This is a genomic window from Variovorax sp. V15, assembly GCF_041154425.1.
In the GTDB taxonomy this organism is placed as follows: domain Bacteria; phylum Pseudomonadota; class Gammaproteobacteria; order Burkholderiales; family Burkholderiaceae_C; genus Variovorax; species Variovorax guangxiensis.
Genome location: NZ_AP028659.1, coordinates 6219664 through 6233695, shown reverse-complemented (window position 1 = coordinate 6233695; position 14032 = coordinate 6219664). Strand labels below are relative to the sequence as shown.

The window sequence follows — 14032 nt, the reverse complement described above, 5'->3', positions numbered from 1 at the left end:
ACGCTTCCGCCAGGAAAAAAGAAAGCATGACCCGTTGCCGCCAAGGCGGCAGCACAACACGCATGGCACTTACTCTCGACCCAGAAGACACGCGCGGACGCATCCACGACCTGGTGTGGAGCGGCTTTCATCCCGATGCCGATGTCGAGTGGATGATCACCGACGAGTACCTCGATCCCGACGAGATCACCTACGAGGACCGCGCCTGGGTCAAGGCCGAGGCCGCGAGCGCATGCGCCGCCAAGCGCGCCGCTGAGGCCGGCTGGCCCGAACAGACCGAATACGACCGGCTCGAAGCCGTGTTCGAGCAACTGCGCAGCGAGAAGATCATCGCGCTGCACCGCGCGGGCAACACGCTCGCCGACGGCCACGACGACGTGCGCGAGCAATGGCGTGCCGCGGGCCGCATGGAATCCGGCATCCGCGGCTGCTGCTTCTATCACGCACAGGATCTCGAACGCGCGGTGCGAACCGGCCGCCTCCACCTGGCCTTCAGCGGCGGGATGATTCCCGAGATCGAGCAGCGCGAAGCCAACACCATGGCCGTGGGCCGCCGCATCGTCGAGCTGCTGCGCGCGGCCGGTTTCGGCGTGCAGTGGAGCGGCAGCATCGAGGAGCGCATCGAGGCCGACCTCGGCCAGTGGCGCAAGCGAGGCCCCTCCGCGTGAGCGTGCAGGCCTGGCAGCCGCCGCGCCGCATCGACGCGATCGATTTCTGGCTGCGCTCGCGGCTGCTGGCCACGGCCCACGCGCTGCGCGAGACGCTGCGGCCATCGGCCCGCCGGTGGACCGCCGGCACAAGCCACGCACTGGCCGACGCGCCCGTGCTCACCCAATACCGCACGCCCCTGTGGACCGACGGCCGCGCGGACGAATTCCCCCTCGTGGCCGGCAAGGTGCAGAACCTGCGCGTGGCGCGCGGCGCCTTCGATGCCGTCGAGGTCCCGGCCGGTGAGGTGCTGAGCTTCTGGCGCCAGCTGGGCAGGCCGGGCGCATGGCGCGGCTTCGTGCAGGGCCGCGAACTGCGCGGCGGCTGCGTGGTGCCGACGCTGGCTGGCGGGCTGTGCCAGCTGTCGAATGCGCTCGCCACCGTGGCGTCGCGCGCGGGCTTCGAGCTGGTGGAGCGGCACGGGCACACGGCGCGCATCGAGCAGGCCGGCGAGCCGGGCTCGGATGCCGTCGACGCGACCGTGTTCTGGAACTACATCGATCTCAAGGTGCGCGCCAGGCATGCATGGCGGCTCGAAGTGGAGCTGACCGGGGCGGAACTGGTACTGCGCATCCGCAGCCGTGGTGCATCTTCTGCGCCATTTGTGCCCGTCACCATGCGCCGCGCGAACGAAGAAACCGCAGCCGCATTGCCGGTGGCGCGCGGCTGCCTCAGCTGCGACCAGACCGCCTGCTTCCGCCATCGTCCGCAGGTCGATGTGGGGCCGCAGGGGCTCACCGTCGCGCTGCTCGACGCATGGACGCCGGAGTTCGCGCGCTACCTGCGCGAAGAGCATCCACGCGCGCAGCGCATGCAGCCGGTGCCGATGCGGCTCGCCTTCTGGCGCCGCAGCGCGACGGGCTGGCATCGCGAGCCGGCGGCCGTGGCTTCACAAGCACCGTGGGCCACGAGCCTGCGCCGTGCGCTGTGGCTGCGGCTGTGGGCGCGGCAGGCGGGGCGGCGGCAGGCCAGCCTGATCGACGGCCAGCGCTGGCTCGCGCAGGCCTTCGCGGCTCGGCTGAAGCCGCAGCACACGCAGCTGGTGGTCGAGCAGTCGCTGCTGCCGTATCTACAGCGCCTTGGTGCGCTCGATGGCCGGAGCGTCGTCGTGCTGGCCAGCGCGCTGCCGATGGCGGAGATCGAGCGGCGGCTGGACGAGGCCTCCCGCCGCTGGCCCGACGACGCCACCTTGCGCGACTTCCGTGCCGATCCTTCGCTGGTGCGTGCGGAGTCGATGGCGCTGGCCCGCGCTTCGGTCATCGTCACGCCGCATGCCGAAGTTGCACGGCAATTGGCGGCGCTGGCTCCGCTGGCGGTGCTGCGGAAGCTGGAATGGGCGCTGCCTCGGGCCAAGGCCGTTGCCCGCACGAATTCAGACCTTCCGCTCGTCGTCTTCGCCGCGAGCGCGCTGGCACGCAAGGGCGCGCGCGAACTCGCCGCGGCGCTGCAAGGCTGGCCATGCCGCCTGCGTGTGCTGGGCTCGGCCTCGGACGATGCGCGGCTCTGGCAGGGCATCGGCCACGTCGAGCACATGAACTGGCAGGGCGACTGGCTGGCCGGCGCCGATGTGGTGGTGCTGCCCGCGCATGTGGAGCACGCACCGCGCGCGCTGCTGCGGGCCGTGGCAGCGGGCGTTCCGGTCGTCGCATCGACGGCCTGCGGCCTTGGCGCTCCGAGCGGCGTGCGCGAGATCGCGCCCGGCGACGTGGAGGCGCTTCGCACCGCGCTGCGTGCGGCCTGCGCTTCCTGAACGAAGAGGAACACAGGTGGCATCGACAGAACAGGCTTGCGCGGCACTGGCTCCGCACGGCGCGCTGGCGCCGCAGCTCGCCGCCGACCACTGGCACGGCGAGATCCCGCTGCCCGAAGCCATCGCGGCCTTCTACGAGCAGGTCGGCCCGCTGGGCAACTGGGTCAACGAGCGCGTGGGCCACGCGGGCCTCACCGTATCCACCGCGGGCAACCCGTTCAGCATTCCTCCGTTGGCGCGCCTGTGGTCGCAGCAGGCCGGCTACCGCTGGCATGGCATCACCGGCGAACGCCTCGCTTCATGGCCCGACCACTGGCTGGTGGTGGCCGACCAGGGCGCCGATCCCTTCATCTTCGACCTGCGCAGCGGCGCGATACAGTTCGCCCGGCATGGCGCGGGCGCGTGGGAAGACGACGGGCCGCTCTTCGCAGACATCTTCGAAATGGCCGCGTGCCTCGGCACCATCGGCCAGGTGTGGGACGAGGCGGGCGACGACATCTTCATGGACGACTTCTCGGTCAACCCGCTGCACCGCGCGCGCCTGATCGAGCGGCTCGCGCCGCTGGTCGGCGCAGGCCGGGCCGACGATCTCGCGGACCTCTTCGACTGGTAGAGAGCCGCGGGGACCGCGGCAAAAGAAAAACGGGAGCAGCATTTCAGACATGACCATCGATCTCCAGACGCTCAAGTGCGGCGAGTGCGGCAGCAGCGTGCTCAAGCGCACGGGCCTCAACGAATACACCTGCGAGCACTGCGGCTCCGTCACGCTGGTGGAAGACAACGTCTCCGACCGGCTGGAGCGCGTGCTCAACCAGGTGAAGAACGAGGCCGGCCGCCGGCTCGCGGCCGAGGAGGCGCGCAGGCAGGCGCTCATGATGCGCAAGGTCGGCATCGGTGTGGGCATTGCGGTGGGCGCGGTGCTGCTCTTCAGCCTGGTGGGCGTGTTCCTCGGCAGCCGCAATGCCGACACGCGCGCTGCATCGGGCTCGCAGCGTGTGGTGGCTGCGGTCGACCGCACCATTCCCGTCGACGGACTCAAGCTCGACGAGCCGCGCCAGGTGCTCGTGGGCAGCGGCAGCTCTGCCAGCCCCAAGCTGCTGGTGGTGGCGCGCAATGAAACCGGCAAGCCGCTGTCGCGCGCCGGAATCCGCGCCGTGTACTTCGACGGCGAGAGCAAGCTCGACGAGCGCAGCGAGATGCTGCCCGTGGCCGTGCTGGAGCCCGGCGAGAGCGCCCCCGCGCTGATCGACATGCCCAGCGGCAAGAACGTGACGCGCCAGGAGCTGCGCGTGCAGAAGCTGGCCGAGCCCTACAGCGCGGTGAAGGGGCCGCGCATGGCGTTCTCGCGCGTGCGGCTGGTGCAGCAGGGCGACCGCGTCCGGCTGGTGGGCCGCATCGTCAACGACCGCAAGGACGCCACCGTGCTCGGCGGCTTCGAGGTGCTGGCCACGCTGTACGACGACGCGGGGCAGGTGATCGGCTTCGGCCACGGCTACGGGCAGGCCAACGAGATCCAGCCCGGCGCACGCACCTCGGTGGACGTGAGCATCGCGCGCTTCGGCCGCGCGGCAGCCATCGCGGCGTGGGACTACCGCATCGGCTACAGCACCGTCGAGGCCTCGGGCGGGCGCACGCCGGTGCTCAACGCCGACCGCGTGATCCGCACCGCGGGCGGCCCGGAAAGCTTCAACCCCGAACTGCGCCTGGGCACCGACGACCTGCTGGCCGACGACAGCGAGCGCTTCGACGACAAGCTGCTCGAGCTGCTGCCGCTGGTGGACGGGCGCAACAACATCCAGCAGCGGCTCTTCCTGGGCGAACTGGTCAACCGCAGCACCGATGCCGTGGTGCTCGCGCCGGGCGGCGTGATCTCGCGCTTCAGCGGCAGCAAGGCGCACGGCACGACCACGATCTCGGGACTGTCCTACCTGTATCCCGGCGAGCGCTTTCCCATCTACCTGGAGCCGCAGGACATGGAGCGCATCACCGACACGCGCATCGAATGGAAGCCGATGCGCCGCGCGGCGCTGCCCGGCCCGCGCAAGCCGCTGGAGGTGAAGGTGACGGGCACCAAGGCCGAGATCGGCAGCGTGCTGCTCAACTTCAGCCAGCGCTTTTCATACAAGTACGTGGTGGTCAGCGGCAGCGTGAAGAACCCGGGCACGGGCATCGTCGGCAAGGTGCGGCTGTGGGTGAGCCTGCGCGACCGTAACGGGCAGCTCACGGGCTTCAAGCTGGTGGACAACCTGCCGGCCATCGCGCCGGGCGAGAGCGTGCCCTTCCAGGCGAGCGTGGAGCAGAACGGCCGCGACTTCGCGAGCGTGACCACGCTATACCAAACCGAATAGCCCCTGGGGCGACGGAATTGGGCAGTTCGCGCCATGATCGCGCCCATGATTCCGTTCTCCATCCTCGACCTTTCCCCGATCACCGAGGGCAGCGACGCCGCGCAGTCGTTCCGCAACTCGCTCTCGCTGGCGCAGCATGGCGAGAAACTGGGCTACACGCGCTACTGGCTGGCCGAGCACCACGGCATGCCGGGCATCGCGAGCGCGGCCACCGCCGTGCTGCTGGCCTACGTGGGGGCGGGCACTTCCACCATCCGCATCGGCGCCGGCGGCGTGATGCTGCCGAACCACTCGCCGCTGGTGATCGCCGAGCAGTTCGGCACGCTGGAGTCGCTCTACCCGGGGCGTGTCGACCTCGGCCTGGGGCGCGCGCCCGGTTCCGACCAGCGCACCGCGCGGGCCCTGCGGCGCAACCTGGAGTCGGACGCCGACCAGTTCCCGCAGGACGTGATCGAGCTGATGGACTTCATGTCGAAGAATCCGCAGCAGCCGGTGCGCGCCGTGCCCGGCGCGGGGCTGGAGGTGCCGGTGTGGATCCTGGGCTCCAGCACCTTCGGCGCGCAGCTCGCGGCCCATCTGGGGCTGCCCTACGCGTTTGCCTCGCACTTCGCGCCGCAGCAGATCATGCAGGCCATCCAGATCTATCGCGAGACCTTCAGGCCCTCGGCGCAGCTGCAGAAGCCGTACGTGATGCTGGGCTTCAACGTGTTCGCGGCCGACACCGACGAGGAGGCCGAGTTCCGCGCCACCTCATGGCAGCAGGCCTTCGTGAACCTGCGCAGCGGCCGTCCGGGGCGCCTGCCGCCGCCGGTGGAGGGCTACCGGCAGAAGGTCGGTCCGGCGGAGAACGCGCTGCTCGACTCGGTGCTGTCGTGCTCGGCAGTGGGTTCGGTCGAGACGGTGAAGAAGGGCGTGGAAGCCTTCGTCGCGCGCACCGGCGCGGACGAACTCATGATCACCTCTCAGGTGTTCGACCACGCGGCCCGGCTGCGCTCCTACGAGCTGCTCGCCGAGGCGTTCGGGCAGACGAAGCGGTAACTGCGGTCAGGCCGCCCGCTTGCGGGCTTCCTCGTCGACGAGGTCCTTCTTCGAGAGCTTGCCCACGGGCGTCTTGGGCAACTCTGCGCGGATCTCCAGCGCGCCGATCATCTCGTGCTTGCCGAGGCGGTCCTTCAGGAAGGCTTTCAGCGCGTCGAGCGTCAGTTCGGGCGCGCCTTCCTTGAGCTTCACGAAGGCCTTGGGCGACTGGCCGCGGTACTCGTCGGGGATGCCGATCACGCAGACCTCGGCCACCGAGGGATGCTCGTACAGCGCCTCCTCCAGCACGCGCGGATAGACGTTGTAGCCGCCGCACAGCAGCATGTCCTTGGTGCGGTCGACGATGTAGAGGTAGCCGTCGGAATCCATCTTCGCGACGTCGCCGCTGCGGAAGTAGCCGTCGGCCGTCATCGAATCGGCCGTGGCCTTGGGGTTGTTCCAGTAGCCCTTCATCACGTTCGGGCCCTTGATGCAGAGCTCGCCCGCTTCGCCGAAGGTGGTGATGTCCTTCGCCGGATCGTCCAGGCTCACGAGCTTGATGCGCACCTGCGGCAGCGGCATGCCGCACGAGCCCGCCTTGCGCAGGCCGCGCGCGGGCGTGAAGGTGCCCACGGGCGAGGTCTCGGTCATGCCCCAGCCTTCGTTGAGATGGCAGCCTGTGAGTTCGAAGAAGCGCTGCTCCACTTCCACCGGCAGCGGCGCGCCGCCCGAGCCGCAGAACTTGAGCGAGCGCAGGTCCATTTCCTTCGCCTTGGGGTGCGAGAGGATGGCGGTGTACATCGTCGGCACGCCGGGGAACACGCTGATGCGGCTGGCGGCGAGCTCGTTCATCACCGCGTCGACGTCGAAGCGCGTGTGCAGCACCAGCGCCGCGCCCAGGCGCACGCCGAGCAGCATCGCGGCGCTGAGCGCGAAGATGTGGAAGAGCGGCAGCACCACCAGGAAGCGCTCCTTGCCTTCCTCCAGGATCGGCGGTTCGCCCCGGGTCGATTCGTAATACTGGGCCGAGGCCGACGTGAGGTTGGCGTGGGTGAGCATCGCGCCCTTGGGCAGGCCGGTGGTGCCGCCGGTGTATTGCAGCACCACGATCTCTTCCGTGAGGTCTCCCAGCGGATAGGTCTTGTGCCTGCCTTCGCTCTTGAGCAGGTCGGTGAAGCGCACGTGCCGGTCGTCCACCGGCACCGGGGCGATCTGGCCGGCTCCCTGCAGCTGGGCCTGCACCTTGTCGCCCATGGCGCCGTAGTCGCCGAGGCTGCCGACCACCAGCTTCTTCAGGCGCGAGTTGTCGAGCAGGCGCGCCATCTGCGGGTAGAGGTTGACGAGGTCGAGCGTGACGAGGATGTCGGTGCGGCTGTCCTCGATCTTGTGGGCCAGCACGCGCTCGGCGTCCAGCGGCGAGTAATTGACCACCGTGCCGCCAGCTTTGAGCACCGCGAAGAAGGCGATCGGGTAGTGCGGCGTATTCGGCAGGTAGAGGCCGACATGCACGCCGGGCTTCACGCCCAGGTCCTGCAGGCCCTTGGCGGCGCGTTCGACGGCGGCGCCAAGCTCGCGATAAGTGATGGCCTGGCCCATGAATTCGACAGCAGACCGCTCGGGCCAGCGCTCCACGGCTTCGTCGAGCATCTGCTGCACCGGCTTCACGGGCAGTTCGGCGTCCCAGCGCATGCCTTCGGGGTAGGCGCGTGTCCAGGGGAGGGGGTCGCCGGCATTGGCGGCGGTGGAAGGTGTGGCCATGCGTCTTGTCTCCGCTTGCGGTTGTCTCGTGAATGGCGTGGCGGGTCTTGCTGCCGCCTTCGTCCGGAATCACTTTAGCGCCGGCCCTCCCGTCGATGGCCTTCGGGCTGACAAACCGGCGACACGGGTTTTCCCGATTTCCCACACGCCGGAAGCCCCTTGCGCGGGGCTGGGACAATAGCGGGCTTATGGCAAAGCATCGGATCGTTGTGGGACTGAGCGGCGGAGTGGACTCCGCGGTGACGGCGCACCTGCTCAAGCAGCAGGGGCACGAGGTGGTCGGCATCTTCATGAAGAACTGGGAAGACGACGACGACAGCGAGTACTGCTCGTCGAACATCGACTTCGTGGACGCCGCCAGCGTGGCCGACGTGCTGGGCATCGAGATCGAGCACGTCAACTTCGCGGCCGACTACAAGGACCGCGTGTTCGCCGAGTTCCTGCGCGAGTACAAGGCCGGCCGCACGCCCAACCCCGACGTGCTGTGCAACGCCGAGATCAAGTTCAAGGCCTTCCTCGACCACGCCATGCGCCTGGGCGCCGAGAAGATCGCCACCGGGCACTACGCCCGCGTGCGGCTGAACGAGGCCACCGGCAGGCACGAGCTGCTCAAGGGGCTCGATCCGGCGAAGGACCAGAGCTACTTCCTGCACCGCCTGAACCAGGCGCAGCTGTCGAAGACGCTGTTCCCGGTCGGCGAGCTGCACAAGACCGAGGTGCGCCGCATCGCCGAGGAAATCGGCCTGCCCAACGCGAAGAAGAAGGACTCGACCGGCATCTGCTTCATCGGCGAGCGGCCGTTCCGCGAATTCCTGAACCGCTACATCTCCAAGGAACCGGGGCCCATCAAGGACGATCGCGGCCGCAAGCTGGGCGAGCACCAGGGGCTGAGCTTCTACACGCTGGGGCAGCGGCAGGGGCTGGGCATCGGCGGCGTGAAGGAAAAGGGCGCGCAGCGCGGCTCGGGCGACCATTCGCCATGGTTCGTGGCGCGCAAGGACGTCGAGAAGAACACGCTGTGGGTGGTGCAGGGGCACGACCATCCCTGGCTGCTGTCGTCGGAGCTGAAGGCGGACGACGCGAGCTGGATTTCCGGCGAGGCGCCGGTGCCGGGCGCTTACGGTTCCAAGGCGCGCTATCGGCAGGCCGATGCGGCTTGCGAGATGGAGGCGGTGGAGGGCGGCGTGAATCCGGCCGCCTTCGGACTGCGCTTCGGCGACGCGCAATGGGCGGTGACGCCGGGGCAGTCGGCCGTGCTCTATGACGGTGAACGCTGCCTTGGCGGCGGCGTCATCGTCTGACGAAGCTTTTCAACTCAGGGCACTGATCGCACCGATTCGTCGACGTGGACCACGTCGAGCGGGTATCGCTTGCCGGCCAGATGGTCTTCCACGCACTGCAGCAGCAACGGGCTGCGGTGCCGCGCGACGCTCGCGCGGATCTCGTCGGCCGTCATCCAGACGGTGCGAACGATGCCTTTGTCGAGCGGGCGGCCTTCCTCGAACCCGCCAAGCGTGCCCATGAAAGCAAAGCGCATGTAGGTGATGTCTTCGCCGCCCTCCGCGAGCGGACGGGAACGTGCCATGTAGATGCCGATGAGCGCAGTTGGCATGAAATGATGGGCAGTTTCTTCCAGGGTCTCGCGGGCGCAGCCTTCGGCGGGTGATTCGCCGGGGTCGAGATGGCCTGCCGGCGTGTTGAGGCGCAGGCCGTCGGGAGTCTGCTCCTCGACCAGCAGGAAGCGCCCGTCGCGCTCGATCACCGCGGCGACGGTGACATTGGGCTTCCAGCGTGGAGTTGGCATCGTTTGGCCTTTTATTTCAATACATAGCCGCTGAAGCGCCAGACGCGGTCCTGGTCCAGGTGGAAACTGACGAGTTCGCGAACGGTCCCGTCAGGTTTGCCCGTGAAGCGGGTTTCATATTCGATGCTGATGTACTGGCCAGCAATGCCGGCATCAGCGTCGGCGACGACCTGTCGGTTGACCGCGACCCAGGTGCGCATCTGGGGCACGCCGATGGGCGCCCGGCTTCGGCTGACCTGGCTGGTGAAGTCGGCGCGCGTCACGCGATTGCGGGTCGCCGGCGTGGCGCCGTCCCAGAGTTCGGCGGCGCGGCCCTGGTCGATCATCTGGATCGCCATCAGGCCGCCGCGCACCATTTCGCTTGCTTCGACCTCTTCCGCGGTGGCGGGCCCCAGCCAGCTCCAGAGCAATGCGGTGGCGAGCAGCAGCCGGATCATCGGATTCATTCGTCTCGTTCCTTGGTGCGGCGCGCGCAGGGCGCAGGCCGTTGGAGAGACTACTGTAGCTCGCCCGGAATTCCGGGCTCAGCGCGCGCCGACCACTCCAGGCAGCGCGTCGGCCTCGATGGTTTCGAGCCGGTAGCCCAGCCCGTAGATGGCCAGCAGCAGGAAGCCGTTGGCCGGGCGCAGGTCGAGCTTGGTCCGCAGGCGGGAGATGTGGGTGTCGAGCGAGCGCGACAACGCCTCGATTCCCAGACCCCAGACGGCCTCGTGCAGATGCTCGCGCGAAAGCAGGCGGCCGAGGTTCTGGAACAGGAAGAGTGCGAGCTCGTATTCCCGATTCTTCAGTTCGACCTGTACGCCACGCACCTTGAGCACGCGCGAAGGTGGATAGAAGTGGTAGGGGCCGAAGATCAGCTCGTTTTCGTGCTGGGCCGGGTAGGAGCGGCGCAGCAGCGCATTGACGCGGGCTTCGAGCTCGCCGGCGCGGGCGGGCTTGGCCATGAAGTCGTCGGCGCCGGCATTGAGGCCCTCGACCATGTCGGCCTCGCCGGGCTTGTCGGAGACGAAAAGAATGGGAAGGCGGCTGTTGAGATCCCGGCGGATGGTCGCCACCACCTCCGAGCCCTTCATGTCGGGAAGATTCCAGCCGAGTATCAGCAGGTCGAAGGTCTGGCGGCGCATGGCCTGCAGCAGCGCCCTTCCTTCCGTATACGGGTGGCACTCGTGTTCGAGTGCAGTCATGGTTCGATTGATCTGCTTGATCTGATCAACACCGTCGTCGAGTACCGCGATTCGCATTCGAGCCCCTTTTTTCCTCCCTTCGTCAGCTTCCGTGAACTGGCGATTGATGAGGGGAAGTGTATCTATCTGCGACTAAGGTAAAGTTTTCGGAATTGCAACTAATGCACGCAATTCGCCGATTTCTGAGGGCTTGTTAACGAAGTTGAATGCAGTTGGATACAAATGGGGATTTTGGTCGGCGAACCTCTTCCGGTTCCCGTCCATGCCGTCGCCGTAGCAAATCACATGGAATGTAAATCAAAGGTATTCGCTCCTTTGCCGGTCGTCTCTATCGGATACCCGAATTCGCTATCAATTGAATAGCTGAAGTTATAGTATCCATAAGCTCCTCAACGCTTTGGGATGAAAACGACAGAGCGCTCCGGCGACAGCGATCGGCTGTAATCTTGCTGTAAGCTGCCGGCACATTCCCCCTGTGCCCCTTGCTCTGAGGAGATCTCTATGCTGATAGGCGTGCCCGCCGAGACACTGGCAGGCGAAACCCGCGTGGCTGTTACACCTGAGACGGTGAAAAAACTGGTGGCCTCCGGGCATACCGTAAGGGTGCAGTCGGGAGCGGGCGTGGCCGCCAGCGCCACCGATGCGGCCTACCAGGCCGCAGGCGCGGAGATCACCGACCAGGCAGGCGCCTTCTCCGCCGACATGGTCCTGAAGGTGCGCACGCCCACCGAGGCCGAGACCGCGCTGCTGAAGTCCGGCGCCGTCGTGATCGGCATGCTCAACCCCTTCGACGCGGCCGGCCTGCAGCGCCTGGCCGCCGCCGGCGTCACCGGCTTCGCGCTCGAGGCCGCCCCCCGCACCACCCGCGCCCAGAGCATGGACGTGCTCTCCTCGCAGGCCAACATCGCCGGCTACAAGGCCGTGATGATCGCGGCCGACAAGTACCAGCGCTTCTTCCCCATGCTCATGACGGCAGCCGGCACGGTGAAGGCCGCGCGCGTCGTCATCCTCGGCGTGGGCGTGGCGGGCCTGCAGGCCATCGCCACCGCCAAGCGCCTGGGCGCCGTCATCGAGGCGTCCGACGTGCGCCCCAGCGTCAAGGAGCAGATCGAGTCGCTGGGCGGCAAGTTCATCGACGTGCCCTACGAGACCCAGGAAGAGAAAGACGCGGCCGAAGGCGTCGGCGGCTACGCGCGGCCGATGCCCGCGAGCTGGCTCAGCCGACAGCAGGCCGAGGTCGCCAAGCGCGTGGCGCTGGCCGACGTGGTCATCAGCACCGCGCTCATTCCGGGGCGCGCCGCGCCGACCCTCATCACCGAGGACATGGTCAAGTCCATGAAGCCGGGCTCCGTCATCGTCGACATCGCGGCCGGTAAAGGCCCGGATGGGGTGGGCGGCAACTGCCCGCTGTCGGAGGCCGACAAGACCGTGGTCAAGCATGGCGTGACCATCGTGGGCGAGACCAACCTCGCCGCGCTCGTGGCGGCCGACGCCTCGGCGCTGTATGCGCGCAACGTGCTCGACTTCCTCAAGCTCATCGTCACCAAGGAGGGCGCGCTGAAGATCGACCTCGAGGACGACATCGTCGCCGCCTGCCGCGTCACGCACGACGGCCAGGTCACGAAGAAGTAACGCAACAAGCAACGCCCGTCGAGGAGAAGAACATGGACATCGTCTCTCACACAGTCATCAACCTGATCATCTTCGTGCTGGCCATCTACGTGGGCTACCACGTCGTGTGGACCGTCACGCCCGCGCTGCATACGCCGCTGATGGCGGTGACCAACGCCATCTCGGCCATCGTGATCGTGGGCGCCATGCTGGCGGCCGCGCTCACCGACACGCCCCTGGGCAAGACCATGGGCGTGCTGGCCGTGGCCCTGGCCGCGGTGAACGTCTTCGGCGGCTTCCTCGTCACGAGGCGCATGCTGGAAATGTTCAAGAAGAAGGACAAGAAGGCCGCACCCGCAGCCAACGCCGAGGGAGCTGCCAAGTGAGCATGAACCTCGTCACGCTGCTGTACCTCGTCGCCAGCATCTGCTTCATCCAGGCCCTGAAGGGCCTGAGCCATCCCACCACCTCCATCCGCGGCAACATCTTCGGCATGACCGGCATGGCCATCGCCGTGCTGACCACAGGAGCGTTGATCTACAAGCTCGCCAGCGGCAACCTCGCCGGCCTGGGCTACGTGCTGGTCGCGCTGGTCGTCGGCGGCGGCCTGGGCGCCTACATGGCCAACAAGGTCGAGATGACCAAGATGCCCGAACTGGTCGCTTTCATGCACAGCATGATCGGCCTGGCGGCGGTGTTCATCGCGGTGGCCGCCGTGGCCGAGCCGCATGCCTTCGGCATCGCGCTCAAGGGCGATCCGATCCCGAGTGGCAACCGGCTGGAGCTCTTCCTGGGAGCGGCCATCGGTGCCATCACCTTCAGCGGCTCGGTCATCGCCTTCGGCAAGCTTTCGGGCAAGTACAAGTTCCGCCTGTTCCAGGGCGCGCCCGTGCAGTTCTCGGGCCAGCACATGCTCAATCTCGTGCTGGGCCTGGCGACCATCGGCCTGGGGCTGGTGTTCGTCTTCACCGAAAGCTGGCCGGCCTTCTTCGCGATGCTGGCGCTGGCCTTCGTGATGGGCGTGCTCATCATCATCCCCATCGGCGGCGCCGACATGCCGGTGGTGGTGTCGATGCTCAACAGCTACTCCGGCTGGGCGGCCGCGGGCATCGGCTTCAGCCTGAACAACGCGATGCTGATCGTGGCCGGTTCGCTGGTGGGCTCCTCGGGTGCGATCCTGAGCTACATCATGTGCAAGGCCATGAACCGCTCGTTCTTCAACGTGATCCTGGGCGGCTTCGGCGGCGACGCGGCCGCGGCCACGGGCGGCGCGAAGGAGCAGCGTCCAGTGAAGAGCGGCAGCGCCGACGACGCGGCCTTCGTGCTCGGCAACGCCGAGACGGTGGTGATCGTGCCCGGCTACGGCCTCGCCGTGGCCCGCGCCCAGCACGCGGTGAAGGAGCTCGCGCAGAAGCTCGTAGAGAAGGGCATCACCGTGAAGTACGCCATCCACCCGGTGGCAGGCCGCATGCCCGGCCACATGAACGTGCTGCTGGCCGAGGCCGAGGTGCCCTACGACCAGGTGTTCGAAATGGAGGACATCAACGGCGAGTTCGGCCAGGCCGACGTGGCGATCATCCTGGGCGCCAACGACGTGGTGAACCCGGCCGCGCACACCAAGGGCAGCCCGATCTACGGCATGCCGATCCTGGAGGCCTACAAGGCCAAGACCGTCATCGTCAACAAGCGCTCCATGGCCGCGGGTTATGCCGGCCTGGACAACGAGCTCTTCTACATGGACAAGACGATGATGGTCTTTGGCGATGCCAAAAAAGTAGTGGAAGATATGGGCAAGGCCATCGAATAGGCCGAAGGTCCCCGTCCGCGCAGCGGACGAGTTCTTCGCGGCGCC

At 67.6% G+C, this 14032-nt stretch carries 13 protein-coding genes; 9 read left to right on the top strand and 4 right to left on the bottom strand.

The genetic code is table 11. From position 1 onward, the window contains the following. Positions 1–62 precede the first annotated feature (62 nt). The 5 genes from ACAM57_RS29495 to ACAM57_RS29475 are packed head-to-tail and all read left to right on the top strand — an operon-like array spanning position 63 to position 5844. A complete protein-coding gene (locus ACAM57_RS29495) occupies positions 63–668 on the top strand; it encodes a hypothetical protein (RefSeq protein ID WP_126022271.1) in 606 nt (201 codons plus the stop codon). Then, a complete protein-coding gene (locus ACAM57_RS29490; RefSeq protein WP_369659889.1) occupies positions 665–2458 on the top strand; it encodes a VanW family protein in 1794 nt (597 codons plus the stop codon). Before ACAM57_RS29495 ends, ACAM57_RS29490 begins: the two co-directional genes overlap by 4 nt. 16 nt (positions 2459–2474) lie before the next feature. After that, positions 2475–3071, top strand: coding sequence for a hypothetical protein (locus tag ACAM57_RS29485; protein WP_369659888.1), 597 nt, complete (start codon positions 2475–2477; stop codon positions 3069–3071). Between the two features lie 49 nt (positions 3072–3120). Continuing rightward, on the top strand, positions 3121–4806 hold the full coding sequence (locus tag ACAM57_RS29480) for an FxLYD domain-containing protein (protein ID WP_369659887.1): 1686 nt from the start codon (positions 3121–3123) through the stop codon (positions 4804–4806). Between the two features lie 45 nt (positions 4807–4851). Then, positions 4852–5844 (top strand): LLM class flavin-dependent oxidoreductase, encoded by a 993-nt coding sequence (locus ACAM57_RS29475; RefSeq protein ID WP_369662493.1) that lies wholly within the window; start codon positions 4852–4854, stop codon positions 5842–5844. Positions 5845–5850: 6 nt separating this feature from the next. On the opposite strand, the gene ACAM57_RS29470 is transcribed toward ACAM57_RS29475, so the two are convergent. Beyond that, positions 5851–7581 carry a long-chain fatty acid--CoA ligase gene (locus ACAM57_RS29470; RefSeq protein WP_369659886.1) on the bottom strand — a complete coding sequence of 577 codons (1731 nt, stop codon included), beginning with the start codon at positions 7579–7581 and terminating at the stop codon, positions 5851–5853. Positions 7582–7769: 188 nt separating this feature from the next. Between ACAM57_RS29470 and mnmA the strand changes: the two genes are divergently transcribed. Further along, the gene (gene mnmA, locus ACAM57_RS29465) at positions 7770–8882 is read left to right on the top strand and encodes a tRNA 2-thiouridine(34) synthase MnmA (protein WP_369659885.1); all 1113 of its coding nucleotides are present in this window, start codon (positions 7770–7772) and stop codon (positions 8880–8882) included. A 14-nt stretch (positions 8883–8896) separates the two neighbouring features. Here the strand turns inward: mnmA and ACAM57_RS29460 are convergent, their stop codons facing one another. The 3 genes from ACAM57_RS29460 to ACAM57_RS29450 all read right to left on the bottom strand — a co-directional run bounded on the left by ACAM57_RS29460 (position 8897) and on the right by ACAM57_RS29450 (position 10626). Beyond that, positions 8897–9385 (bottom strand): NUDIX hydrolase, encoded by a 489-nt coding sequence (locus ACAM57_RS29460; RefSeq protein WP_126022264.1) that lies wholly within the window; start codon positions 9383–9385, stop codon positions 8897–8899. 11 nt (positions 9386–9396) lie between these two features. Then, positions 9397–9831, bottom strand: a complete 435-nt coding sequence (locus ACAM57_RS29455) for a DUF4019 domain-containing protein (protein WP_369659884.1) — start codon at positions 9829–9831, stop codon at positions 9397–9399. Positions 9832–9909: 78 nt separating this feature from the next. Beyond that, on the bottom strand, positions 9910–10626 hold the full coding sequence (locus ACAM57_RS29450) for a response regulator transcription factor (protein ID WP_126022262.1): 717 nt from the start codon (positions 10624–10626) through the stop codon (positions 9910–9912). 444 nt (positions 10627–11070) lie between these two features. Between ACAM57_RS29450 and ACAM57_RS29445 the strand changes: the two genes are divergently transcribed. The 3 genes from ACAM57_RS29445 to ACAM57_RS29435 are packed head-to-tail and all read left to right on the top strand — an operon-like array spanning position 11071 to position 13987. Continuing rightward, on the top strand, positions 11071–12201 hold the full coding sequence (locus ACAM57_RS29445; protein ID WP_184640116.1) for a Re/Si-specific NAD(P)(+) transhydrogenase subunit alpha: 1131 nt from the start codon (positions 11071–11073) through the stop codon (positions 12199–12201). Between the two features lie 32 nt (positions 12202–12233). Then, the gene (locus ACAM57_RS29440) at positions 12234–12566 is read left to right on the top strand and encodes an NAD(P) transhydrogenase subunit alpha (RefSeq protein ID WP_093203732.1); all 333 of its coding nucleotides are present in this window, start codon (positions 12234–12236) and stop codon (positions 12564–12566) included. Continuing rightward, a complete protein-coding gene (locus tag ACAM57_RS29435) occupies positions 12563–13987 on the top strand; it encodes an NAD(P)(+) transhydrogenase (Re/Si-specific) subunit beta (RefSeq protein WP_126022259.1) in 1425 nt (474 codons plus the stop codon). Before ACAM57_RS29440 ends, ACAM57_RS29435 begins: the two co-directional genes overlap by 4 nt. Positions 13988–14032: the final 45 nt, after the last annotated feature.

Excerpts from the sequence above, each read along its gene's own strand:
- ACAM57_RS29495 (WP_126022271.1), top strand. The coding sequence starts at position 63 with ATGGCACTTACTCTCGACCCAGAAGACACGCGCGGACGCATCCACGAC.
- ACAM57_RS29480 (WP_369659887.1), top strand. The coding sequence starts at position 3,121 with ATGACCATCGATCTCCAGACGCTCAAGTGCGGCGAGTGCGGCAGCAGC.
- ACAM57_RS29475 (WP_369662493.1), top strand. The coding sequence starts at position 4,852 with ATGATTCCGTTCTCCATCCTCGACCTTTCCCCGATCACCGAGGGCAGC.
- ACAM57_RS29470 (WP_369659886.1), bottom strand. The coding sequence starts at position 7,581 with ATGGCCACACCTTCCACCGCCGCCAATGCCGGCGACCCCCTCCCCTGG.
- mnmA (WP_369659885.1), top strand. The coding sequence starts at position 7,770 with ATGGCAAAGCATCGGATCGTTGTGGGACTGAGCGGCGGAGTGGACTCC.
- ACAM57_RS29460 (WP_126022264.1), bottom strand. The coding sequence starts at position 9,385 with ATGCCAACTCCACGCTGGAAGCCCAATGTCACCGTCGCCGCGGTGATC.
- ACAM57_RS29455 (WP_369659884.1), bottom strand. The coding sequence starts at position 9,831 with ATGAATCCGATGATCCGGCTGCTGCTCGCCACCGCATTGCTCTGGAGC.
- ACAM57_RS29450 (WP_126022262.1), bottom strand. The coding sequence starts at position 10,626 with ATGCGAATCGCGGTACTCGACGACGGTGTTGATCAGATCAAGCAGATC.
- ACAM57_RS29445 (WP_184640116.1), top strand. The coding sequence starts at position 11,071 with ATGCTGATAGGCGTGCCCGCCGAGACACTGGCAGGCGAAACCCGCGTG.
- ACAM57_RS29440 (WP_093203732.1), top strand. The coding sequence starts at position 12,234 with ATGGACATCGTCTCTCACACAGTCATCAACCTGATCATCTTCGTGCTG.